21 protein-coding genes are annotated in these 21,531 nt (G+C 68.4%); all 21 read right to left on the bottom strand.

The features are described from left to right. Positions 1–2: 2 nt before the first annotated feature. Entirely contained in the window at positions 3–608 is a 606-nt protein-coding gene (locus AC5P9F_RS19370; RefSeq protein WP_012480099.1) for a protein phosphatase CheZ, read from the bottom strand. Then, on the bottom strand, positions 608–1,000 hold the full coding sequence (gene cheY / locus AC5P9F_RS19365; protein WP_005413247.1) for a chemotaxis response regulator CheY: 393 nt from the start codon (positions 998–1,000) through the stop codon (positions 608–610). Before cheY ends, AC5P9F_RS19370 begins: the two co-directional genes overlap by 1 nt. 57 nt (positions 1,001–1,057) lie before the next feature. Continuing rightward, the gene (locus AC5P9F_RS19360) at positions 1,058–1,801 is read right to left on the bottom strand and encodes an RNA polymerase sigma factor FliA (protein ID WP_005413248.1); all 744 of its coding nucleotides are present in this window, start codon (positions 1,799–1,801) and stop codon (positions 1,058–1,060) included. Then, positions 1,798–2,685, bottom strand: coding sequence for a MinD/ParA family ATP-binding protein (locus tag AC5P9F_RS19355; protein WP_005409532.1), 888 nt, complete (start codon positions 2,683–2,685; stop codon positions 1,798–1,800). Before AC5P9F_RS19355 ends, AC5P9F_RS19360 begins: the two co-directional genes overlap by 4 nt. Continuing rightward, entirely contained in the window at positions 2,672–4,294 is a 1,623-nt protein-coding gene (gene flhF / locus AC5P9F_RS19350; protein ID WP_099562105.1) for a flagellar biosynthesis GTPase FlhF, read from the bottom strand. Before flhF ends, AC5P9F_RS19355 begins: the two co-directional genes overlap by 14 nt. A 145-nt stretch (positions 4,295–4,439) precedes the next feature. After that, positions 4,440–6,500: a flagellar biosynthesis protein FlhA gene (gene flhA / locus AC5P9F_RS19345; RefSeq protein ID WP_169449112.1), complete on the bottom strand. Its 2,061-nt coding sequence runs from the start codon at positions 6,498–6,500 to the stop codon at positions 4,440–4,442. A 44-nt stretch (positions 6,501–6,544) separates the two neighbouring features. After that, positions 6,545–7,675: a flagellar biosynthesis protein FlhB gene (gene flhB / locus AC5P9F_RS19340; protein ID WP_012480102.1), complete on the bottom strand. Its 1,131-nt coding sequence runs from the start codon at positions 7,673–7,675 to the stop codon at positions 6,545–6,547. Between the two features lie 84 nt (positions 7,676–7,759). Next, positions 7,760–10,009, bottom strand: a complete 2,250-nt coding sequence (locus tag AC5P9F_RS19335; RefSeq protein ID WP_274850206.1) for a CocE/NonD family hydrolase — start codon at positions 10,007–10,009, stop codon at positions 7,760–7,762. Positions 10,010–10,125: 116 nt separating this feature from the next. Beyond that, a complete protein-coding gene (locus AC5P9F_RS19330) occupies positions 10,126–12,261 on the bottom strand; it encodes a putative bifunctional diguanylate cyclase/phosphodiesterase (RefSeq protein ID WP_005409538.1) in 2,136 nt (711 codons plus the stop codon). 164 nt (positions 12,262–12,425) lie between these two features. Then, positions 12,426–13,217 (bottom strand): flagellar biosynthetic protein FliR, encoded by a 792-nt coding sequence (gene fliR, locus AC5P9F_RS19325; RefSeq protein ID WP_005409539.1) that lies wholly within the window; start codon positions 13,215–13,217, stop codon positions 12,426–12,428. A gap of 13 nt (positions 13,218–13,230) precedes the next feature. Then, positions 13,231–13,500 (bottom strand): flagellar biosynthetic protein FliQ, encoded by a 270-nt coding sequence (locus tag AC5P9F_RS19320; protein WP_005413254.1) that lies wholly within the window; start codon positions 13,498–13,500, stop codon positions 13,231–13,233. Between the two features lie 84 nt (positions 13,501–13,584). Next, complete coding sequence (gene fliP / locus AC5P9F_RS19315; RefSeq protein ID WP_111193424.1) at positions 13,585–14,364, bottom strand: flagellar type III secretion system pore protein FliP; 780 nt, start codon at positions 14,362–14,364, stop codon at positions 13,585–13,587. 1 nt (position 14,365) lies between these two features. Next, a complete protein-coding gene (gene fliO, locus AC5P9F_RS19310) occupies positions 14,366–14,785 on the bottom strand; it encodes a flagellar biosynthetic protein FliO (protein WP_010482437.1) in 420 nt (139 codons plus the stop codon). Next, positions 14,782–15,117: a flagellar motor switch protein FliN gene (gene fliN / locus AC5P9F_RS19305; protein WP_005409543.1), complete on the bottom strand. Its 336-nt coding sequence runs from the start codon at positions 15,115–15,117 to the stop codon at positions 14,782–14,784. The genes fliO and fliN overlap by 4 nt, the downstream gene beginning before the upstream one ends. After that, positions 15,114–16,118: a flagellar motor switch protein FliM gene (fliM, locus tag AC5P9F_RS19300; protein ID WP_005409544.1), complete on the bottom strand. Its 1,005-nt coding sequence runs from the start codon at positions 16,116–16,118 to the stop codon at positions 15,114–15,116. The genes fliN and fliM overlap by 4 nt, the downstream gene beginning before the upstream one ends. Positions 16,119–16,128: 10 nt before the next feature. Further along, complete coding sequence (locus tag AC5P9F_RS19295; protein WP_111193423.1) at positions 16,129–16,644, bottom strand: flagellar basal body-associated FliL family protein; 516 nt, start codon at positions 16,642–16,644, stop codon at positions 16,129–16,131. Positions 16,645–16,890: 246 nt separating this feature from the next. After that, the gene (locus AC5P9F_RS19290) at positions 16,891–18,048 is read right to left on the bottom strand and encodes a flagellar hook-length control protein FliK (protein ID WP_099523898.1); all 1,158 of its coding nucleotides are present in this window, start codon (positions 18,046–18,048) and stop codon (positions 16,891–16,893) included. Further along, positions 18,048–18,515, bottom strand: coding sequence for a flagellar export protein FliJ (gene fliJ / locus AC5P9F_RS19285; protein ID WP_099523897.1), 468 nt, complete (start codon positions 18,513–18,515; stop codon positions 18,048–18,050). Before fliJ ends, AC5P9F_RS19290 begins: the two co-directional genes overlap by 1 nt. Before the next feature lie 3 nt (positions 18,516–18,518). Continuing rightward, a complete protein-coding gene (locus AC5P9F_RS19280; RefSeq protein WP_005413257.1) occupies positions 18,519–19,904 on the bottom strand; it encodes a FliI/YscN family ATPase in 1,386 nt (461 codons plus the stop codon). After that, positions 19,901–20,542: a FliH/SctL family protein gene (locus AC5P9F_RS19275; RefSeq protein ID WP_005409549.1), complete on the bottom strand. Its 642-nt coding sequence runs from the start codon at positions 20,540–20,542 to the stop codon at positions 19,901–19,903. Before AC5P9F_RS19275 ends, AC5P9F_RS19280 begins: the two co-directional genes overlap by 4 nt. Next, on the bottom strand, positions 20,539–21,525 hold the full coding sequence (fliG, locus tag AC5P9F_RS19270) for a flagellar motor switch protein FliG (protein WP_024958226.1): 987 nt from the start codon (positions 21,523–21,525) through the stop codon (positions 20,539–20,541). Before fliG ends, AC5P9F_RS19275 begins: the two co-directional genes overlap by 4 nt. Positions 21,526–21,531: the final 6 nt, after the last annotated feature.

Genomic DNA, 21,531 nt, shown 5'->3' with positions numbered 1-21,531 from the left:
GCTTACAGCCCCAGATCCGACAACAGGTCGTCGGCGTCGTTCTGCGAGACCGCGTGGCGGTCCAGTCCCTTCAGTGCCGGCCCGGCCAGTTCCGGGTCGGTGCGATGCTGTTCCGGCGGCAGGCCGAGTGCGCCGAAGCCCTCGTGCACGCGGCGGACGATGCCGACCACGCGACGGATGATCTGCCCGGTCAGGTCCTGGTAGCTCTGGGTCAGGGCGATCTCGGTCAGGTTGTGGCGGATGCGCTCGAGCTGCGCGTCCTGGCCCGGCTGCAGGCCTTCAGCACGCAGCTGTTCGGTCAGGCTGCGGCATTCCTCGGCCAGGTCCAGGGTGCGGTGCGTGGCCTGTTCGGTCATTGCCACCACGTGGTCCAGGCGTGCGCAGGCGTCGTCCAGCTCACCGGCCTCGCTGGGCACGGTCGGCAGCTCACCCAGTGCCTGCCCCAGCTCGCGGGCCAGCCGCGAGAGGCCGCTCATCATCGGCTGCGTACGCAGCGCGACCAGTCCGTCGATGCGCTGCCGCCAGGCGGCCTCGTCACCGGACTCGAGTGCGTCCAGGGCTTCCTGCAGGCGCAGGGAGAGGGCGCTCTTGTCGACCGTGGTATCCATCAGGCGCTGGCCGCCAGGCGTTCGAAGATCTTGCCGAGCTTCTCTTCCAGCGTCTGCGCAGTGAACGGCTTGATGATGTAGCCGTTCACGCCGTTCTGGGCGGCTTCGATGATCTGTTCGCGCTTGGCTTCGGCGGTGACCATCAGCACTGGCAGGGTCTTCAGCTTGGCATCGGCACGGATCGCCTTCAGCAGCTCGATGCCGGTCATCACCGGCATGTTCCAGTCGGTGACCACGAAATCGAACGGCTGGCTCTGCAGCAGCGACAGCGCGGCATGCCCGTCCTCGGCTTCGGCGGTATTGGTGAAGCCCAGATCGCCCAGCAGGTTCTTGACGATCCGACGCATGGTCGAGAAGTCATCGACGATCAGGATGCGCATGTTCTTGTTCAAAGCAGAGTTCCTTTGTTGTTCATTCCGGGCGGCCGGGGGCAGCCGCCTCGGGCATGTTCATTCTTCCAGGCCGGCGTCCGCCGCCTCGAAAATCTTGAGCCGGCCACGCAGGCGCAGCACCGCCTGGCCGTGGATCTGGCAGACCCGCGACTCGCTCACGCCGAGCACCGCGCCGATCTCCTTCAGGTTCAGTTCCTGCTCGTAGTAGAGCGAGAGCACCAGCTGTTCGCGCTCGGGCAGGTGGCCGATGGCCTTGCCCAGCTCGCGGCCGAACTCACCACGCTCCAGTACCTGCTGCGGGGTCGGGCCGCCCTGGGCGACGGTGTCCAGCTCGCCCTGGTCCTCGATGCGCGACTCCAGGCTCAGCACCTGGCCACGGGCGGCGTCTTCCATCAACCGCAGGTATTCGGGCAGCGGCATCTCCATCGCTGCGGCCACTTCGGTGGCGCTGGCGGCGCGGCCGCTGCTCTGTTCCAGGCGGCGGATGGTGGCGGCGGCATCGCGTGCACGGCGGTGCACCGAGCGCGGCACCCAGTCGCCACGGCGGATCTCGTCGATCATCGAACCGCGGATGCGGATCGAGGCATAGGTCTCGAACGAGGCGCCCTGGTCGGCGTCGTAGCTGCGCGACGCTTCGATCAGGCCCATCATGCCGGCCTGGATCAGGTCGTCCACTTCAACGCTGGCCGGCAACCGCGCGGCCAGGTGGTGGGCGATGCGCCGCACCAGGTCCGAATGCTGGGCGATGACCTCGTTGGCCGCCGAGCGCTGGACTTCCCTGTACTGGGCTGCGCCTTTCATGCGGCCACCCCGCGCTGCTTGAGGATGCGCTCGAGGAAGAACTCGACGCCGCCACGCGGTTCGGTCGGCGCCTGCCAGCGTGCGGTGCGACGCGCGATCTCGGTGATCGCCAGCGCGGCCGGGCTGGACGGGTAGGCCTTCACCACCGGCTGCTGGCGCTGCACCGACAGGCGCAGCCAGTCGTCCTGCGGCACGCAGCCCAGGTAGTTCAGCGAGACATCGGCGAGGAACTTCTCGCACACGCGGGTCAGCTTTTCGTACAGCACGCGGCCCTCGTTGGGGTCGCGCACCATGTTGGCCACTACCTGGATGCGGTCCACGCCGCGTTCGCGCGACAGCACCTTGATCAGCGCGTAGGCGTCGGTGATCGAGGCCGGCTCGTCACAGACCACCACCACGGTGTCCTGCGCGGCCTGGCAGAAGGTCAGCACGCCGTCGGTGATGCCTGCGGCGGTGTCCACCACCATGATGTCCAGTTCGCGTTCCAGCTCGGAGAACACGTTGACCAGGCCGACGTGCTCGGCCGGGGCCAGCTCGGCCATGTGCCGGCGGCCGGACGCGGCCGGCACCACCAGCACGCCGTTCGGGCCTTCGACGATGACGTCGTCCAGCGAGCAGCGGCCGGCGACCAGGTCGGCCAGCGTGAAGGTCGGGTTCAGCCCCAGGATCACGTCGATGTTGGCCAGGCCCAGGTCGGCGTCCAGCAGCAGCGTGCGCTTGCCCATCCCGGCCAGTGCCACCGCCAGGTTGGCGGACACATTCGTCTTGCCCACGCCGCCCTTGCCGCCAGTGACGGCAATGGTGCGCACAGGGCCGAGCGGCTCGCTGCGGGTGGCCGACAGCGGGAAGGTCTTGGTCAGCTTGGCGTACTCACGCGACGGCATGGTTCAACTCCGGGTTGCAGGGCATATCGGCCGCGCGGCGCAAATCTTCAAGGCGAAGTACGAGATTGGCCGCACTGGCCCGGTGCAGGTCCTCCGGAACGTCCTGGCCATCGGTCACCCAGTTGATCGGGAGGGCGTGGTCCACGGCCACTGACAGGGCGTTGCCGAAGCGGCCGGTCTCGTCCAGCTTGCTCAGCACCAGGCCCTGCAGGTTGGCGGCGCCGAAGCGGCGGACCACCTCGTCCATGTCGCCGAAGCTGGTGTTGGCCGGCAGCACCAGCAGGGTGCGTACCTGGCGGGCGGCGCGCAGCCACTGCAGCTGCGCGGCCAGCGCGCGGTCGCGCGGGCCCAGGCCGGCGGTGTCGATCAGCACCAGCTTGTAGTCCTTCAGGCGTTCCAGCAGCTGGTCCAGGTCGGTGCCGCTGTTGGCCTCGTGCACCGCGATGCCGAGCTGGCGGCCGTAGCCGTACAGCTGCTCGCGGGCGCCGATGCGGGTGGTGTCGGTGGTCACCAGGGCCACATCGCGCGGCGCATGCTTCTCGGCGAAGCGCGAGGCCAGCTTGGCGATGGTGGTGGTCTTGCCGGCGCCGGTCGGGCCGACCAGGGCGATCACGCCGCCTTCTTCCAGCGGGTCGACCGGGGCGATCGGCAGCTTGCGCGAGATCAGCCCCAGCATCAGGCCGCGGCCACGATGGGCTTCGGTCTCCAGCGGGATCTGCATGGCCACGTCGCGGGCCAGCCCGGCGTCGAAACCGTACTCGTCCATCAGGTCCAGCGCGGTGGCGCGCACCGGGCTGCCACGCAGGCGCTCGTCGGTGAAGCGGTTCATCTCGCGCTCGATCACCTGGCGCATGCCGGCCACTTCCTGGCGCAGCTGGCGGATCTCGGCGTCGTCCTGGGCAACCACGGTCAGCGTCGGTGCCGGGGCCAGCATGGGGGCCGGGCTGGCTTCGCCGGCGGCTTCGAGCGCTGCCGTTTCGCTGGCGGCGATGTCAGGCTGGACATCGGCCATGGCAGCGCCCGGCAGCGGCGGCGGCTGCACGGCGGGGGGCACGCTTTCGTGATGCGTGTCGTGCGGCGGGTCGATCTGGAAGCGGGCGCGGTTGGCCGGCGCGGTGACGGCCGGGCCCGGTGCGACGATGGCCTCGGCGAACGGGGCGAAGATCTGTTCGGGCAGCGCCGGTTCGTTGACGGCGGCGCGCGCCAGGGTGGCTGCGAAGCCGGTGCTGCCGCGGGTCGGCACGATCTCGTCGGCGCTGTCCAAGGTGCGGCCGGTGGCACCCACGGCCGCACGGGCGAGGGCGGCCACGGCCGAGGTGGTGGCGGCCACCGGCTCCGGCGCCGGGGCAGCGCTGCGGCGGCGGGTGACCGCGGCGATCACCGCGTCAGCAGCGGTGCGCGGCTTGGGAGCCGGCGGCGGTGCGACATCACGGCGCGAGGCTTCCAGTGCACGCTGCACGGCGCTCTCGTCGTAGTTGGCCGCGGCGACGATCTCGACGCCTTCCTCGATCCGGCGGTTGGACAGGATCACGGCGTCAGGACCATGTTCCTTGCGCACCAGGTTCATGGCCGAGCGCATGTCGGCGGCGACGAATCGTTTGATTTTCATGCTGTGGTCACGGGACGAAGACGGCGGGGTGGCGGTCGGAGAACTCGGGTGGTCGGTGGTCTGCACGGTGCGGGTTCCCCTTGGTATCTGTCTGTTGCGTTGGTTCGAAGGTGGTGTCTGTTTTCTGGCGCATCGGTGGGCGGCGTCAGCTGATCGTTCCGACCAGCTTCAGGCGCTTGTCCTCCGGCACCTCGCTGTAGGCCAGGACCGACAACGACGGAACGCTGTGGCGGACCAGGCGCGCCAGCGCGGCGCGCACCGGGCCCGGTACCAGCACGACCGCCGGCTCGTTTCGCGCTTCCTGCTTGCTGACACATTCGGCCAGGCTCTGGTGCAGTCGCTCTGCGAGTCCGGGTTCCAGCGCGGCGCCGTTGCCCTGCGTGGACTCCTGCAAGACACGTTCCAATTGCGGGTTGAGGGTGAACACCGGCAGCTCCGCCGACATTCCGGCGATCTCCTGCACGATGAAGCGGCCCAGCGCGGTGCGCACGGCAGCGGTCAGCACCGCCGGGTCCTGGCTGCTGGGCGCGTGTTCGACCAGCGCTTCGGCGATCTTGCGCAGCTGTCGGATCGGGATGCGCTCGACCAGCAGGTTCTGCAGCACGCGCACCACTGCCGACAGCGGCAGCGCCTTCGGCGTCAGATCTTCGACGAGCTTGGGCGCGCTCTTGGCCAGGTTGGCCAGCAGGTGCTGCACTTCCTCGTGGCCGAGCAGTTCCGGCGCATGTTCGCGGATCAGGTGCGAGAGGTGGGTGGCCACCACGGTGGCCGGGTCGACCACGGTGTAGCCCAGCGTTTCAGCCTGGGCACGCTGGTGCGGCTGGATCCAGGTGGCATCCAGGCCGAACGCGGGATCCTTGCCGGCAATGCCCTCCAGGGTGCCCAGCGCGCTGCCCGGGTCCAGCGCCAGTTCGCGGTCCGGGTGGATCTCGGCGGTGGCCACTGGCACGCCATGCACCAGCACGCGGTAGCCGTTGGCCGGCAGTTCCAGGTTGTCGCGGATGTGCACCGAGGGAATCAGGAAGCCGACGTCCTGGGTCAGCTTGCGGCGCACGCCCTTGATGCGCGCCATCAGTTCGCCGCCCTGGTTGCTGTCCACCAGCGGGATCAGCCGGTAGCCGACCTCAAGGCCCAGCGGATCGACCGGGCGCAGCTCGTCCCAGCTCAGTTCGGCGGTCGGCGCAGGTGCCGCCGGGCGGCCGAGTGCGTTGAGTGCGGCCGCGTCATTGCCGGCGGCTGCCGGGTCGGTGGCTGCGGCCTTGCCCTTGCGGTAGACCTTCCAGGCGATGAAGCCGAGGATAGCGGCCAGCGTCAGGAAAGCGACGTTGGGCATGCCCGGCACCAGGCCGACCACGCCGATGATGCCGGCGGTGATCGCCAGCGCGCGGTACTGGCCGAACACCTGGCCGGTCATCGCCTGGGCCATGTCCTGCGAGCGCGAGGCGCGGGTCACCAGCATCGCCACCGCGCTGGAGACCAGCAGGGCCGGCAGCTGCGCCACCAGGCCGTCACCGATGGACAGCAGGGTGTAGGTGGCAGCGGCTTCGCCGAACGGCATGCCATGCTGCAACACGCCCACGGCCAGGCCGCCGAGCATGTTGATGAACAGGATCAGGATGCCGGCGATGGCGTCACCGCGGATGAACTTGCTGGCGCCGTCCATCGCGCCGTAGAAGTCGGCTTCCTCGCGCACTTCCTCGCGGCGCAGCTTGGCTTCTTCACGCGTCAGCAAACCGGCGTTGAGGTCGGCGTCGATCGCCATCTGCTTGCCGGGCATCGCGTCGAGGATGAAGCGCGCGGTCACTTCCGAAACGCGGCCGGCGCCCTTGGTGATGACCACGAAGTTGATGATGGTCAGGATCGCGAACACCACGATGCCGACCGCATAGTTGCCGCCGATCACGAATTCGCCGAAGGCGGCGATGACCTTGCCGGCGGCGTCGTGGCCGTTCTGGCCGTTGAGCAGGATCACGCGGGTGGAGGCCACGTTCAGCGCCAGCCGCAGCATGGTGGTGATCAGCAGCACGATCGGGAAGATGGTGAAGTCCAGCGGGCGCTTCACGTAGACCACCGCCAGCAGCACCATCAGCGAGATGGCGATGTTGAAGGTGAACAGCGCATCGAGCACCGGCGCGGCCAGCGGCACCACGACCATGGCCAGCAGGGCCAGCACGATCAGCGGCGCGCCAAGGCCCTGGCGGATCATTTCCAGGGCACGGCGGGTGTTGAAGCCGGCGGAGGGCTGGGCGCTCACGGGCGGCCCCCCTTGCCGAATTCATCCACCTGGATGTGCGGGGCGTCCGGCATCGGGCCAGTGCGCCAGGCGCGCAGCTGGTAGACGTAGGACAGGACCTGGGCGACGGCCGAATACAGTCTCACGGGGATTTCCTTTCCGAGTTGGCCTTCCCGATACAAGGCGCGTGCCAAAGGCGGGGCGGAGACGATCGCGACCTTGTTGCCGTCGGCGACCTCACGGATGCGCAGGGCGGTTTCGTCCACGCCCAGGGCGACCACGGTGGGAGCATTCATGGTCCCACCCTCGTACTTCAGGGCCACCGCGTAGTGCGTCGGGTTGACCACCACCACGTCGGCGGTGGGTACCGCTTCCATCATCCGACGGTTGGCCATCTGCTGCTGCAGCTGGCGGATGCGGCCCTTCACCTCGGGGCTGCCCTCGCTCTCCTTCATTTCCCGGCGCAGCTCTTCACGGGTCATCTTCAGCTTGCGCATCCAGTTCCAGCGCTGGTAGGGCGCATCGATGGCGGCCAGCACCAGCATCGCGCCGGCGGTGGCCAGCAGCAGGCGCAGGGTGAAGCCCAGGCCATCGGTGATGGCGGTTTCCAGCGGGTGGTGGATCAGCCCGCGCAGGGTGTCGAAGCCGGTCCAGACCACCAGCCCTGCGGCGACGCCGACGAAGGCCACGCGCAGCAGCGATTTGGTGAATTCGGCAATCGCCTCCGGGCCATACAGGCGCTTGAGCCCGCTCATCGGGTTCATGCGGTTGATGTCGGGCAGCAACGCCTTCTGCGACCAGCGCAGGCCGCCCATCACCAACGGGGCGACGAAGCTGGCCAGCAGGCAGACCAGCACCAGCGGTGCGATCACCAGCATGAACTGCAGCAGCAGGTCGCCGAAGTGGCCGAACAGTTCCTTCGGGTTCTGCCGCAGGCCCTGTTCCGGGCTGAGCGCGTGCTTCATCCAGGCACTGGCGCCACGGCCGATCGAGCCGCTCATGGCCATCACCGCCAGCACGCCGGCACCGAACACGGCGGCGGTGCCAAGTTCGCGCGAGCGCGGCAGGTTGCCTTGTTCACGGGCGTCGCGCAGGCGTTTTTCGGTAGGTTGTTCGGTCTTTTCGCCGGCGGATTCGTTCTCGGACATCACGGGCACTGCGGCAGGGGATGCCGGGGTGCGTGCAAGAAGTGTTCCGTGATGGGCCGTTGCCTATCCACGCATGGTATGGATCTACTGTAGGGAGTCGCTGGCGGGGCGCAGGGGAATCGTCAGAACACTGTCGCTGTGCCAATCCACCTGCAGCGGGGTGCCCCCATCAGCGGCCGATTCGTCGCTGACATCGCGGCCGCTGCCGTGGTTGACCTGGTGCATGGCGTCCTTCAGCACATCCACCTTCACCAGCAGGCGGCTGCCGGCAGCCAGGCGGCGGGCGACCATGCGCGTGCGATCGAAGGGCAGGTGGGTCCATTGGCCGGGCTGCAGCAACTGGCGCGTACCCGGGTCACGCACGTGGCTGGCCCGGCCCATGTAATAGGACAGCTGCATCCGGTGTCCATCGGCCATCAGCTCGTACAGGGTGACGGTGAAATCGAAGTCGCGCTTGTTGATCCGTACCTTCAGGTCTCCGGAGAAGCTGCCTACCAGGTCCATGGGGCCGGTGAAGGGTTCCGAGACATAGGCCAGCGCGGTGTCGGCTTCATCCTGTGCTGCGACGATGGGGAACGGGTAGTAGCCGTGCCGCATTTCGTTGCGGTCGGCCATGTTCACGGTCTGCCCCAGCTGGCCCGGCGCTGGCGGCTGTTCCTGCAGGCGGTGGTAGCCATCGGGCGAAGCGGGTGCAGCCGACAGGTGGTAGCGGCGGTGGGCACCCGCGGCGGCGTCCAGTGTTGCCGCATGCCCCCAGCGATTGGCGCCCATCAGCTGGTAGTTCACGCGGTCAGGCACCAGCGCCGGGCGCGGCGCGCCGCGCAGCACATGGTCCAGCCACTGGAAGGTCAGTGCGGGCGTGTCGAACTGCGCGACGGCGTCCAGGTCGTATCCACGCAGCTGCATCGGCTTGAGCGCCGACTGCGCACCGCGATGGTCGTAGGGGCCGATCAGCAGCGCATGGTCGGCATCGGGGCGGTGCCGGAGGTGCTCCTTGAAGTACTGCAGCGCCGAGATCTGGCCATCGTCGTAGTACCCGGTGATGGTCAGTACCGGGATGCGGATGTCGTCGAACTGGTCGCCATAGGGAACCATCGACTGCCAGTAGGCGTCGTACGTCGGGTGATCGAGCCAGCGCTGCAGCCAGGGGTTGGGCGTGCCGTCGATCTGGTCGATCTGCCGGTAAGGGCGGCCGGAGGCATACCAGCGGCGGGGCAGCTGTGACCAGCGTTCGTTCTGGTTGTAGGTGTCGTTGTCCAGCATCGGGTCATTGGCCACATAGAACGCCCAACCGTAGTTGGCACTCAGGAACACGTTGTTCTCCATCGGCAGGCCCTGGCCGGGGATGGCGGCAACGTAGGGCACGATGGTCTTCAATGCGGGATGGTGATGGCGCGCCGCCGCCCAGGCAGTAAAGCCCTCGTAGCTGCCGCCATACATGGCCACCCGGCCATCGCTCCATGGCTGGCGGCTGATCCAGTCGATGGCCGCGTTGGCGTCCGCGCCGTCATGCTCGTAGGGGGCGATGGTGCCGCTGCCCTGGCCCTTGCCGCGCGCATCGACCACGATGCCGGCGTAGCCATGCGCGGCGGCCAGCAGCATCTTCTGCCGGTTCTTGGGTGGATCGGTGTAGATGGTGAACAGCATGGCCGCAGGCAGGGGCACCGATGCGGCGCGAGGGCGGGCCAGCTGCGCCGACAGCACGACGCCATCGCCAACGGGGATGCGCAATGCGTCGTCGATGGCGAAGCGGCGCTGCTCTTCCGCCACGACCAGCGGAGGGGCCAGGGCAGCGGCCAGGGTCTGCGCACGCAGTACCGCCCGCAGGCGCAGCAGTTCCAGGGCGACAGCCTCGGCAATGGTCGTCGCCCCCGCCTGTGCCGCGACGGCCTGCTCCAGCTGGGCGCGCACCGGGGCTGGCTCAACCGAGAGTGCGGCACCGGCCTGCACCGCGGCAACGTCGTCGAGGGCGGCGAAGGTGGCGTGGAAGGCGCGCGCATACTCCGCTGCGTCCTGCTCGCCGGCGGTGACGAGCAGCAGCATCGGTACCCAGCGTTGCACTGCTGCGGTATCACCTTCGCTTGCCAGCGATGCGCGTGCCTGCTGGATCGATCGCCGCGCTTCGGCCGTCTGGCCCGCCGCCACCAACGCGTGGCCGCGCTGTACATCGGTCAGGTCGGGCGACTTCAGCACGCCCTTGCCAAGGGCCTGCAGGGCAGCGTCGACCTGGGCCGGGGAAGCATCGGCTGGCAATGACCACGGCAGATCAGCGGCAGCAGCGTGGCCAACAGCAAGGGCCAGCAACAGGCCAGCAAGGGGGGTACGTAGGGCCACGGACGCTTCCTGGGATGACGGTGGAACGGCGCATCCGCGCGTGGCGTGGATCTACCGAAGGCCAACCAATGGTAGCGCCGGGCCGTGCCCGGCGGGAGCCGAGCGCAGGCTCGGCGCTACCGGGGCGCGTTGTCGCTGGGCGGTGGGCTCTGCGCCAGTTCCACCCGCGGCCGGGGCAGGTCGTGCAGCTGCATGAAGCGCGCCGCATCGACCGGCCGTCCCAGCAGGTAGCCCTGCAGGTAGTCGCAGCCCAGGCGCTCCAGGTAGGCGCGCTGGGCGGCGGTCTCCACGCCCTCGGCGACGATGTCCATGTCCAGCGCATGGCCCAGCGCCACGATCGCCGAGACGATCACCACGTCCTCTGCACTGTGTTCCAGGTCGCGCACGAACGCATGGTCGATCTTGATCTCGGTGGCTGGCAGCCGCTTCAGGTACAGCAGGCTGGAATAGCCGGTGCCGAAGTCATCGATGGAGATGCCTACGCCCAGCGCCGACAGCGCCTGCAGCAGGCGCAGGCTGGTGTCGGTATCGCGCATCACCGTGCTTTCGGTGATTTCCAGCACCAGGTGGCGCGGGGCGATGTTGTGGCGTTCGATCACCGCGCGCACATCCTGCAGCAGGTGCGGCGAACTGAACTGCACCGGCGACAGGTTCACCGACATCGACCAGCCTTCGTGACCGGCATCGTGCCAGCGCCGCAGCTGCAGGCAGGCCTGGTCCAGCGCCCAGCGCCCGATCTCGTTGATCGCACCACTGCGCTCGGCCAGGCGGATGAACCGATCGGGCGGAATCAGGCCATGCTCCGGATGGTGCCAGCGGATCAACGCTTCGGCACCGGCCACCTTCTGCGTGGCCACGCGGATCTTGGGCTGGTAGTGCAGGAACAGCTGCTCGCTGCCGATGGCCCGGCGCAGGTCGGCCAGCAGCCGGAACTGTTGTTCGGCGCTGTCATTCATCCAGTCGGCGAACAGCACGAAGGCGTTGCGCCCGGATTCCTTGGCCTGGTACATCGCCGCGTCGGCAAAGGCCATCAGCTGCCGCTCGCTGGCGGCGTGATCCGGGCAGATCGCCACGCCGATGCTGGCGGTTACCTGCAGTTCGTTGTCCGGCAGCAACGGCCCACTGCCGACCGCCTGCAGGATGCGCCGGGCGAGGGTTGGCAGATCCTCATCGTGCTCGATGCGCACCACCAGCACGAACTCATCGCCGCCCAGGCGCGCCAGCATGTCATGCGGGCGCAGCAGCTGGCGGGTGCGCTCGGCCACCGCCACCAGCAATGCGTCACCCGCCTGGTGGCCATAGGCATCGTTGACCTGCTTGAAGCCGTCCAGGTCCATGAACATCACCGCGAAGCGGCTGCCGCCCTGTTCGGCCTCGGCCAGTGCCTGCACGATGCGGCGCTGCAACAGCAGGCGGTTGGGCAGGCGGGTGAGCGGATCATGCAGCGCGGCCTGGGTCAGCTCCTGCTGCGCATCGGTCAACGAAGTGCTCAGCATGGAGTTGCGCAGCCGCAGCAGCTGCGCCTCCACCCGCTGGTCCAGCCAGGACACCACCAGCACCACCGCGAGGATCGCGACCGTCAGCACCACTACCAGCATCGCCAGCCACTCGTTCTGCAGGCCATCGCCGACCGCCGCGCCGCAGATGCTGCCTTCCGGAAAGCGTGCGGCGGCCATGCCGGTGTAGTGCATGCCAACGATGGCCAGCCCGAGCAGGCCAGCGGCTGCCAGCCGGTCGCCGACACGGGTGCGCTGCGCGCGCAGGCGGAAGGCCACATACAACGCAGTCCATGAGGCGGCGACCGCCACGATCAGCGAGAACAGCAGCCAGCCCGGGTCATAGTCGATGCCGGGTTGCATGCGCATCGCCGCCATGCCGACGTAGTGCATGCCGGCAATGCCGGTACCCATCAGCAATGCCCCGCCGGCCAGGCGTGGGTGCGGCAGGGTGCGCAGCGAAACCAGCCACAGCGCGAACACCGATGAGGCGATGGCCAGGGCCAGGGAGAGCAGGGTGATCGGCAGGTCGTAGCCGAGCGGAATGGGCAGGTCGAAGGCGAGCATGCCGATGAAGTGCATCGACCAGATACCCAGGCCCATGGCGAAGCCACCACCGAGGCGCCACCACCAGGCCGCGCCCTTGCCGGGTGCGGTGACGGTGCGCCCGGCCATCGCCAGCGCGGTGTACGAAGCCATCACGGCAACCAGCAACGAGATCGCCACCAGCCACGGGTTGTACGTGCCTACCAGCATTCGTCAGTCTCCCGGACCTGCGTGTCGACGGAAACCACGGTGGGGCATGCATGAGGCAGGCCGACGCAGGGCGGCGGCCACGTGCGGCATCCCCCCGGTTGCCGCGCATTCACTCTAGCGCGCAGACCCGGGGGAAGGGCAAGCAGTAAAACGTGATGATCGGGTCAGTGCGTGACCGCGTCCGCAGCCTGGAAGGCGGCATCGAACAGGCGCTGTACCGGCGGGCCCATTTCCCCGGCCAGCAGGGCCAGCAGGAACAGGCCCAGCAGCAGTGAAACCGGCAGGCCCAGCTGGATCGGATTCAGTGCCGGGGCAGCACGCGCCAGCACGCCGAAGGCCAGGTTCACCGCCAGCATCGCCACGGTCAGTGGAATGGCCAGGGTCAGTGCGCCGCGCAGCACGGTCAGCAGGAAGGTCGGAGCGATGCTGAAGAAGGCGTGCGGGTCCGGCAGCGGGGCGCCGATCGGCAGCGCCCGGTAGCTGTCCACCACCAGCGAGATCAGCGCCAGATGGCCGTTGGCAGTGAAGAACAGCAGGCCGAACAGCAGGTAGAACCACTGCCCGATCACGCCGGAGGTGCCGCCACGAAGCGGGTCGCTCATCTGCGCGAAGGCCAGCCCGGTGCCCTGGGCGATCAGTTCGCCGGCCATCGCGCCGGCCTCGAACACCAGCCGCAGCAGGAAGCCGATGGACACGCCGATGGCCAGCTCGCGGGCGATGGTCAGTACGGTGGCAGCATCGAAGCCGGTCCAGTCCGGAACCGGCGGCAGCAGCGGTGCCAACGCGATGGCAAGGGTACCGGCCAGGATCACGCGGATCCGTGCCGGCACCGCGCGGGTGCCGACCATGGGCATGGCCATGGCCACCGCGCCGATGCGCAGCATGGTCCACAGCACGGTGCCGATCATGCCGAAGGCCTGCAGGCCGTCGGCAGCCATCTGGGTGGCGGCGTCCATCGAGGCGCGTGTCCTAGCCGATCAGGTGTGGAATGCGCTGGAACAGCAGCGTGGTGAATTCAACCAGGTGGCCGATCAGCAGGCTGCCCAGCGCGAACAGCACCGCGGTCAGTGCCGCCGCCTTGGCAACGAAGGCGATGGTCGGTTCGTTGAGCTGGGTCGCGGCCTGCACGACGCCGACCACCACGCCCACCACCAGTACGGTGAGCAGCAGCGGGCCGGCCACCCACAACACGGTGATCAGGCCGCCACGCAGTTCGGTCAGGGCAAGTTCGGGAGACATGGTCTTTCCATCGGTAGTGCCGGGCCGTGCCCGGCGACGCTCATGTAGCGTCGAGCCATGCTCGACGGCCGTTGCGGGGTTGGGTCAAGCCGGATTGAAGCTCGCCGCCAGTGTGCCGACGGTCAGCACCCAGCCATCGACCAGCACGAACAGCAGGATCTTGAACGGGGCCGACACCAGCATCGGCGACAGCATCATCATGCCCATCGACATCAGCACGCTGGCCACGACCAGGTCGATGATCACGAACGGGATGAAGATCAGGAAGCCGATTTCGAAGGCGGTCTTCAGCTCGCTGGTGACGAACGAGGCGACCAGCACCGGGAACGGGATCGCATCGGGGCTGGCGTAGGTGCCGTGCCCGGCGATGCCGGCGAAGGTCATCAGGTCGGTCTCGCGGATCTGCGCCAGCATGAAGGCGCGCAGCGGCGTGGTGGTCAGCGTCCAGGCGGTCTGGAAGTCGATGTCGCCGTTGAGGTACGGCGCCATGCCGGTGCTCCAGGCCTTGTCCCAGGTCGGCAGCATGATCATCGCGGTGAGGAACAGGGCCAGGCCGAGCAGCACCTGGTTGGACGGTGTCTGGCCGGTGCCCAGCGCCTGGCGCAGCAGGCCCAGCACGATGATGATGCGGGTGAACGAGGTCAGCACCAGCAGCATCGACGGGATCAGGGTGATCGCCGTCATCAACAGCAGGGTCTGCAGCGGCAGGCTGACCGGTGCACCGCCGATCTTGCCGACATTGATGTCCGGCAGCGGCGTGGTCGGTGCGCCGGGCGCGGCGAACGCCAGTGCCGGCAACAGGCACAGGGTAAGCAACAGCAGCCACGGCATCAGGGTGGCAAGACGGGTACGGGTGACACGCATGTCAGGGATCCTTGCGCAGCCGCTGCTGCAGCAGCTGGGCGAAATTCGGCAGGTTCTTGAAATCCGGCACGCGCACCGGCGCCGGGGGCGGCAACGGTTCGGGCAGGGTATGCAGGGTGTTGATGCCACCGGCGGTGACGCCCAGGAGCAGCTGCTGGCCATTGACCTCGACGACCACCACGCGCTCCTTGGCGCCCACGCTCAGGCTGGCCACCAGCTTCATGCCTTCGGCAGGGCGGAAGCCGCTGCCGGGCATGCGCTTGAGCAGCCAGCCCAGGCCGACGACCAGGGCCAGCACCGCCAGCAGCGCCAGCACCGCGCCGAACAGGCTGGGTGCAGCGGCCGCATGCTGGCCGACCTGCGGGCCAACCGGCGCGGCGGTCTTGCCGACCGCCAACAGGGTGGAGGCCAGCAGGCTCAACGCAGTCTCCGGATCCGCTCGCTCGGGCTGACCACGTCGGTCAGGCGCACGCCGAAGCGGTCATTGATCACCACCACTTCACCGTGGGCGATCAGGGTGCCGTTGACGAACACATCCAGCGACTCGCCGGCACCACGTTCCAGTTCCACCACCGAACCCTGGTTGAGCTGCAGCAGGTTGCGGATCGGCAGGCGCGCGCGACCGACTTCCAGCGACAGCGTCACCGGTACGTCGAGGATCACGTCCAGGTTCAGGTCCGGGCCGTTCGCCTCATCGGCCTGCAGGCTGCTGAACTGGGCCGGAGTGGGTTCGAGGGCGTCGATATCGTTCATTGCGGGTCTTCCTGGATGACGGGTACGCGCGGGCGGGTGCCCGGCGGATGGGTAGCGGTGATCTTCACGGCGTTCATGCCGTTGGCGATGCCGAACTCGCCGGTGAACACCGGGATGTTCTCCACGCACACCGGCACCTGCGGGCTCAGCTCGATCGGCAGGATGTCGCCGACCTTCAGCTGGGTCAGGTCGCGCAGGGTCATGCGCTTGCTGGCCAGGACGCTGGACAGGGTGACTTCGGCGATGTTGAGCTGTTCACGCAGGGTCTTGCCCCAGCTCTCGTCGCGGTCGTTGCGGTCGCTCTGGATGCCGGCATCGAGCAGCTCGCGGATCGGCTCCAGCATCGAGTACGGCAGGGTCACGTGGATGTCGCCGCCACCGCCATCGAGCTCGACGTGCAGGCGGCACACCACCACGTACTCGCGCGGCGTCACGATGTTGGCGAAGTGCGGGTTGATCTCCGAATTGATGTATTCGAAGTCGACATCCATCACCGGTGCCCAGGCCTCGCGTAGGTCGGCGAAGGTCTGCTTCAGCAGCAGGTGGATCACCCGCATTTCGGTCGCGGTGAACTCGCGGCCTTCGATGCGGGTCGGGTAGCGCCCGTCGCCACCGAAGAAGTTGTCGACGATGGCGAACACCAGGGTCGGCTCGAACACGATCAGGCCGGTACCGCGCAGCGGCTTGAAGCGGATCAGGTTCAGGTTGGTCGGCACATACAGCGAGTGCATGTAGTCGTTGAACTTGATCAGCTCGATGCCGCGCACCGACAGCTCGGCCGAGCGGCGGATCAGGTTGAACAGGCCGATCCGCCACAGGCGTGCGAAACGCTCGTGGACCATTTCCAGGGTTGGCATGCGACCGCGGATGATGCGGTCCTGGCTGGCGAAGTCGTACGAACGCGCTTCGCCGGACGGCGGTTCCGGATCGGTTTCGACCGCGCCACTGTCCACACCGTGGAGCAGGGCATCGATCTCGTCCTGGGACAACAGATCATTCATCGGTGGGCCCTTACTGGGTCACGAAGCTGGTGAACAGCAGGTCGTCGGCACCATTGCTGCCGGTCTCGGCCTTGAGCACTTTCTGCACTTCAGCCAGCGACGCAGCCTGCAGCTTCTGCTTGCCGGCGACATCGGCGATCTGGTCGGGGCTGACCTGCGAGAACAGCATCAGCAGGCGCGCGCGGATGGCCGGTGCGTGGGTCTTGATCGCTTCCAGTGCGGCCGGGTCACGCGTCATCAGCTGCACCTCCAGCTGCAGGTAACGCGGGCCATCGACCGGGCCGTTGAGATTGACCACGAAGGCCGGGTCCAGTGCGAAGTACTGGGCCGGGGCCGGCGTCGCGGCCTTCTTCGGCGCCTGCGCGGTCTTCTCTTCGTGCTTGGACTGGGTGAAGAACCAGACGCCGCCACCGGCGGCAGCGGCGGCCAGTACGGCCACCAGCGCGGTGATCAGGATCGGACTACGCGGCTTGGCGGCCTTGTCCTTCTCGGCGGTCTTCTTGGTTTTGTCAGCGGCTGCGGCCACGGGGTGAAGCTCCTGAGGGTTGCTTCACCGGGATATGCAAGGGGTGTGCCGAAGGCGGGGCAGAGGGGTGCGACGGAATTCCGTCGGGGGGCGGTGGGGCCGTGCGGAGCAAGCTCCGCACCCACCAACGCGATACTGGCCGGTGCGGCTCTATTGCCCGGGCGCCCTGATGGGCGCCGACGGCCCCGCTCTGGTGGGTGCCAACCGCACTGCCCTGGTGGGTGCCAACCTTGGTTGGCACGCCTGTCAGGCGTAGGCGTCCAGCAACCCGCGCTGGCGGATCAACTGTGCGGACGACACGTTGGTGTCGCCCGGCGACGGTTCTCCGTCACCGGCGGTCCCACCGTTGCCAGATGCTCCCGACGCATTGCCGTCGCCCCCCGGGGCCTGGTGGCCAACATCAGCGTGTGCCAGCTGGAAGCCCTGTTCGCCCAGCAGCTCGCGCAGGCGCGGCAGGCTGCTTTCCAGAGCCTGTCGCACGTCCACGTGCGGGCTGCTGAAGCTGGCATGCACCTTGTCGCCGTTCAACTGCAGGCGCACGTCGACCGGGCCCATATCGTCCGGGCTCAGGCGGATATGGGCGTGGCCGATTTTCTGGTCGGCCAGCCAGCCCAGGCGTGCGCCGATGGCCTGATCGAAGCCGTCGTCACCAAGCACCGGCTTCGGTGTGGGTTCGCCATTGAAGATCGCGCTGCCGGTGGCGAGCGCCGCCTTCAGGTCCTGTACGGCGGCCGCCGCCGGTGCATGCAGCAGTGGTGCACTGGCGCGGTCGCCGAGGGCAGCCACGTCGCTGCCTTCGCCGCGCTCGCTGCGCTTGCCGGGCAGGATCATCTCCGGCAGTGGCAGCGCGCTGGCATCGCCCGCGCTGGTCGCCGCCGGTTTGCCGTCGGCCGTCGCTGCGGCGGCCGCTGCTGGCGCAGTTGCAGGCAGTGCCGGATTCGCGGCAGGGGCAACGGGCAGTGCGCTGCCGTCGCTGGCCTGCGACGGTGCAGCGGTGGTCGGCAGGGCAGCGGCCGCATCCACGGGCGTCGGCATCGCCAGCACCAGGCCGGCCAGACCGAGCGGCGGCCAAGGGGCGTCTTCGGTCGCGGCGGGCTTGTCCTTGTCGGTAGCGGGTGCAGCCGGGGTCACGGCAACGGGCGGCAGCGGCGGCGCTTCAGCGGTTACCGCTTCGGCGTCGCTGCGTTCGCCTGGTGCCTGGCCACTGCTGTCAGTGGTCGACGGCTGGCTCGTCGTGGATGGCGACGGCGTGGTGGCGCTGCCGGCAGGGGCGGGTGCAGAGGGCGCGCCGTCCTGCAGCAGCTGGCTGAAGTCCTTTCCGCCTTCGCTGCGCGGGGCGCGCGCCGCACTGTTGCTGGTGGCCGGCGTGGCGGGGTTGGCACTGCCGGCGAGTGGGGAGGGCATCACGAGCGATCTCCCTGCTCGGTGCCGTCCTGGTCTTCGGCCTGGACCAGGCGCGCGCGGCGCGCACCGATATCGTCCATCTCGCGCTGGTCGCGGCGGTCGATCACCACTTTTTCCTGCGCGCGGTAGCTGGCGGCAAGCTGTTCCAGCACGGCCTTGTCACGGCTGGCCAGGATCAGCCGGGCGCGCTCGGCTTCCACCTTTTCGCGGTTGCCATTGACCGTGGCCTGCTGCTGTTCGACGGCACTGTCCAACCGGTCGAGGAAAGCGCGTCGGTTCAGCAGCTGCGCCGGGCTGGTGGCGGCCATCTGTGCGTTGGCGTACTCCTCGGCGTAGCGGCGCAGTTCGTCCAGTCGCGATAGATGGGTATCGAGCACGCGCTGGCGTTCGGCCAGGTCGCGGGCGACCGCGTCCTCGTGTTCCTGGGCCCGCTTGAGCAGGGGATCAATGCGCTTGGACTGGTTCATGGCTTAACTCTCTTGTTCCACCAGGCGCTGCAGCGCCGCCTGGCTGTGCGGGAGATCTGCGGCCTTGGCAACGTCCTGGCCGAGGAACTCCATGATTTCCGGCCAGCGTTCCAGGGCTTCGTCGGTGGCCGCGTCGTTGCCGCGCTGGTAGGCACCGATGGCGATCAGGTCACGGTTGGCCGAGTAGGCCGAGACCAGTCGCTTCAGCTTGCGGATGCGCAGGCGCCATGGCTCGTCGGCGATTTCCGTAACCACGCGGCTGACCGACGATTCGACGTCGATGGCCGGGTACAGGCCGCTGTCGGCCACGCGCCGCGAGAGCAGGATGTGGCCGTCGAGGATCGCGCGTGCCGCGTCGGCGATCGGGTCCTGCGGATCGTCGCCCTCGGTCAGCACGGTGTAGAACGCCGTGATCGAGCCACGCCCCTTGGCGCCGTTGCCGGCGCGTTCGACCAGCGCCGGCAGCTTGGCGAACACCGACGGCGGGTAGCCGCGGGTGGTCGGCGGCTCGCCAACCGACAGGCCGATCTCGCGCTGTGCCTGGGCGAAGCGGGTCAGCGAATCCATCAGCAGCAGCACGTTCAGTCCCTGGTCGCGGAACCATTCAGCGATGGCGGTGGCACGGTAGGCGCCGTGCAGGCGCGCCAGTGGCGGCCGGTCGGCGGGGCTGGCGACCACCACGGCGCGGCGCAGGCCTTCCTCGCCCAACGTGGTCTCGACGAAATCGCGTACTTCGCGACCACGTTCACCGATCAGGCCGACCACGATCACGTCGGCGGCGGTGTAGCGGGTCATCATGCCCAGCAATGTCGACTTGCCGACGCCGGAGCCGGCGAACAGGCCGACGCGCTGGCCGCGGCCGATCGGCAGCAGGGCGTTGATCGCGCGCACGCCCACGTCCAACGGCTGGGTGATCGGTTCGCGCGCCAGTGGATTGATCGACACGCCGGCCATGCCGACATGGCCTTCGGCGCGGATCGGGCCCTTGCCGTCCAGCGGCACGCCATCGCTGTCGATGACGCGGCCAAGCAGGCCTTCGCCCACTTCCACGCCACCGCGGCGCGCCGATGGCACCACCCGCGCATTGGGCAACAGGCCATGCAGCTCGGCACTGGGCATCAGGTAAGTGCGCTCGCCGGCGAAGCCGACCACTTCGGCATCGACCCAGCCGCCGTCGACCACTTCCACCTTGCAGCTGGCCCCCAGCGGCGCCTCGCAGCCGACGGCTTCCAGGGTCAGTCCGACCGCGCGGCGCAGCACGCCTTCGCGGATCAGGCCACGGCCATGGGCGGTATCCACGCGCAGTCCATCGAGGCGACGGGCCAGGCGCAGGTTGCGGGCCATGGCCCAGTCGGCCGGTGGCGGCGTCGGCTGCGGATCGGGGTTCATGCATTGGCTCCGGTCTGGCGGATCACCGCGTCCAGCGCGCCGCGCAGGCGGGCTTCCAGGGTGCCGTCGATGCGCACGGCTTCGGCGTGCACGCGTAGATCGCCGCGGCTGAGGCTGGTGTCTGGCACCAGGCGCTGTTGTGGCGGCAGGCTCAACAGCGGGGCGAGGGCGGCGATGTCATCCGGGTGCAGTCGCACTTCGACCTCGCGGGTGCTGCCACCCACCGCGTCGATGGCCTCACCGACCAGCTGTGCCAGCAGTGCCGGGTCAGCTTCATAGGCGCGGCCGACCAGCGCACCGGCGATGCGTACCGCCAGCTCACCGAGTGCGCCGACCACTTCGTTCTCCAGCCGCACCAGGGGGCGGCTGAAGTTGTCGAGGATGCCTTCGATCTGCGCGGCGAGGCGACGCACTTCGGCCTGGCCCTGGCCGTAACCTTCGGCATGGCCGTGCTGGAAGCCTTCCTTCTCGGCGCTGTCCTGGATGGCCTGGATTTCCTCCAGGGTCGGCAGCTGCAGCGGCGGCTCCGGCTCGTGTTCCGGGTCCGGCTCAGTGAGTTCGAACGCATCCTCCTGCTCCAGCACCGGTTCGGGCTGGGCCAGCAGGTCCGGGGCAAGCCAGCGCACGACGTTGCTCACAGCATGGCCTCCGCGCTGCCACCGATGGTGACGGTGCCTTCATCGGCCATGCGCTTGACGATGGCCAGGATCTCGCGCTGCGCGCCTTCCACGTCGGACAGGCGCACCGGGCCACGAGCTTCCATGTCTTCCAGCAGGATTTCGGCCGCGCGCTGCGACATGTTGCGGGTGATCTTGTCGCGCACCTTGATGTCGGCACCGCGCAGGGCCAGGCCCAGGCGCTCGCCGCTCACTTCGCGCAGCACCAGCTGCATTTCGCGGTCATCCAGGTCGACCAGATCGTCGAACACGAACATCAGGTCCTGGATGCGGTTGCTCAACGGCGCATCGATGCGGGCGATTTCGCCCAGGATCGCCTGGTCCTGGCCGCTGTCCATGAAGTTCAGGATGTTGGCCGCGCACTGCACGCCGCCGATGTTGGACGATTTCAGGTTCTGGTTGCCGGCGAACTGGCGCTCCATGATCTCGTTGAGTTCATTGAGCGCGTTCGGCGGAATGCCGTCGAGGGTGGCGATGCGCAGCAGCACGTCCACGCGGGTACGGTCCGGCAGCAGTTTCAGCGCGTCGGCGGCCTGGTCGGTTTCCAGGTGCGCCATCACGATGGCGATGATCTGCGGGTGCTCGTTGCGCACCAGGTCGGCCACCGCACGCGGGTCCATCCACTTCAGCGCGTCCAGGCCGGTGGTGTTGCGGCCGAGCAGGATGCGGTCGATCAGGTTGCCGGCCTTCTCGCTGCCCAACGCCTGCACCAGCATGTTGCGGATGTAGTCGTCCGAGCCCACGCCCAGCGAGGTCTTCGAGCCCAGCTCCTGGCCGAACTGGTCCATCACCCGTTCCACCTGCTCGCGGGTGATGTCGGTCATGGTGGCCATGGCGATGCCGATCTTCTGCACTTCCTTGGGTTCCATGTGGCGCAGCACTTCGGCCGCATCCAGCTCACCCAGGGACAGCAGCAGCACGGCCGCGCGCTGTACGCCGGTCAGTTGTGC

This window comes from Stenotrophomonas sp. YJH_SMC_4 (assembly GCF_059371575.1).
This window is presented reverse-complemented; position numbering and strand designations above follow the sequence as displayed.

Coding starts and splice junctions, on each gene's coding strand:
- flhF (WP_099562105.1), bottom strand. CDS start 4,294: ATGAAAATCAAACGATTCGTCGCCGCCGACATGCGCTCGGCCATGAAC.
- flhA (WP_169449112.1), bottom strand. CDS start 6,500: ATGATCCGCCAGGGCCTTGGCGCGCCGCTGATCGTGCTGGCCCTGCTG.
- AC5P9F_RS19370 (WP_012480099.1), bottom strand. CDS start 608: ATGGATACCACGGTCGACAAGAGCGCCCTCTCCCTGCGCCTGCAGGAA.
- fliM (WP_005409544.1), bottom strand. CDS start 16,118: ATGAATGATCTGTTGTCCCAGGACGAGATCGATGCCCTGCTCCACGGT.
- flhB (WP_012480102.1), bottom strand. CDS start 7,675: ATGTCCGAGAACGAATCCGCCGGCGAAAAGACCGAACAACCTACCGAA.
- AC5P9F_RS19360 (WP_005413248.1), bottom strand. CDS start 1,801: ATGAAAGGCGCAGCCCAGTACAGGGAAGTCCAGCGCTCGGCGGCCAAC.
- AC5P9F_RS19280 (WP_005413257.1), bottom strand. CDS start 19,904: ATGAACCCCGATCCGCAGCCGACGCCGCCACCGGCCGACTGGGCCATG.
- fliP (WP_111193424.1), bottom strand. CDS start 14,364: ATGCGTGTCACCCGTACCCGTCTTGCCACCCTGATGCCGTGGCTGCTG.
- fliN (WP_005409543.1), bottom strand. CDS start 15,117: ATGAACGATATCGACGCCCTCGAACCCACTCCGGCCCAGTTCAGCAGC.
- fliR (WP_005409539.1), bottom strand. CDS start 13,217: ATGGACGCCGCCACCCAGATGGCTGCCGACGGCCTGCAGGCCTTCGGC.
- AC5P9F_RS19290 (WP_099523898.1), bottom strand. CDS start 18,048: ATGCCCTCCCCACTCGCCGGCAGTGCCAACCCCGCCACGCCGGCCACC.
- AC5P9F_RS19320 (WP_005413254.1), bottom strand. CDS start 13,500: ATGTCTCCCGAACTTGCCCTGACCGAACTGCGTGGCGGCCTGATCACC.
- AC5P9F_RS19330 (WP_005409538.1), bottom strand. CDS start 12,261: ATGCTGGTAGGCACGTACAACCCGTGGCTGGTGGCGATCTCGTTGCTG.
- fliJ (WP_099523897.1), bottom strand. CDS start 18,515: ATGAACCAGTCCAAGCGCATTGATCCCCTGCTCAAGCGGGCCCAGGAA.
- AC5P9F_RS19355 (WP_005409532.1), bottom strand. CDS start 2,685: ATGCCGTCGCGTGAGTACGCCAAGCTGACCAAGACCTTCCCGCTGTCG.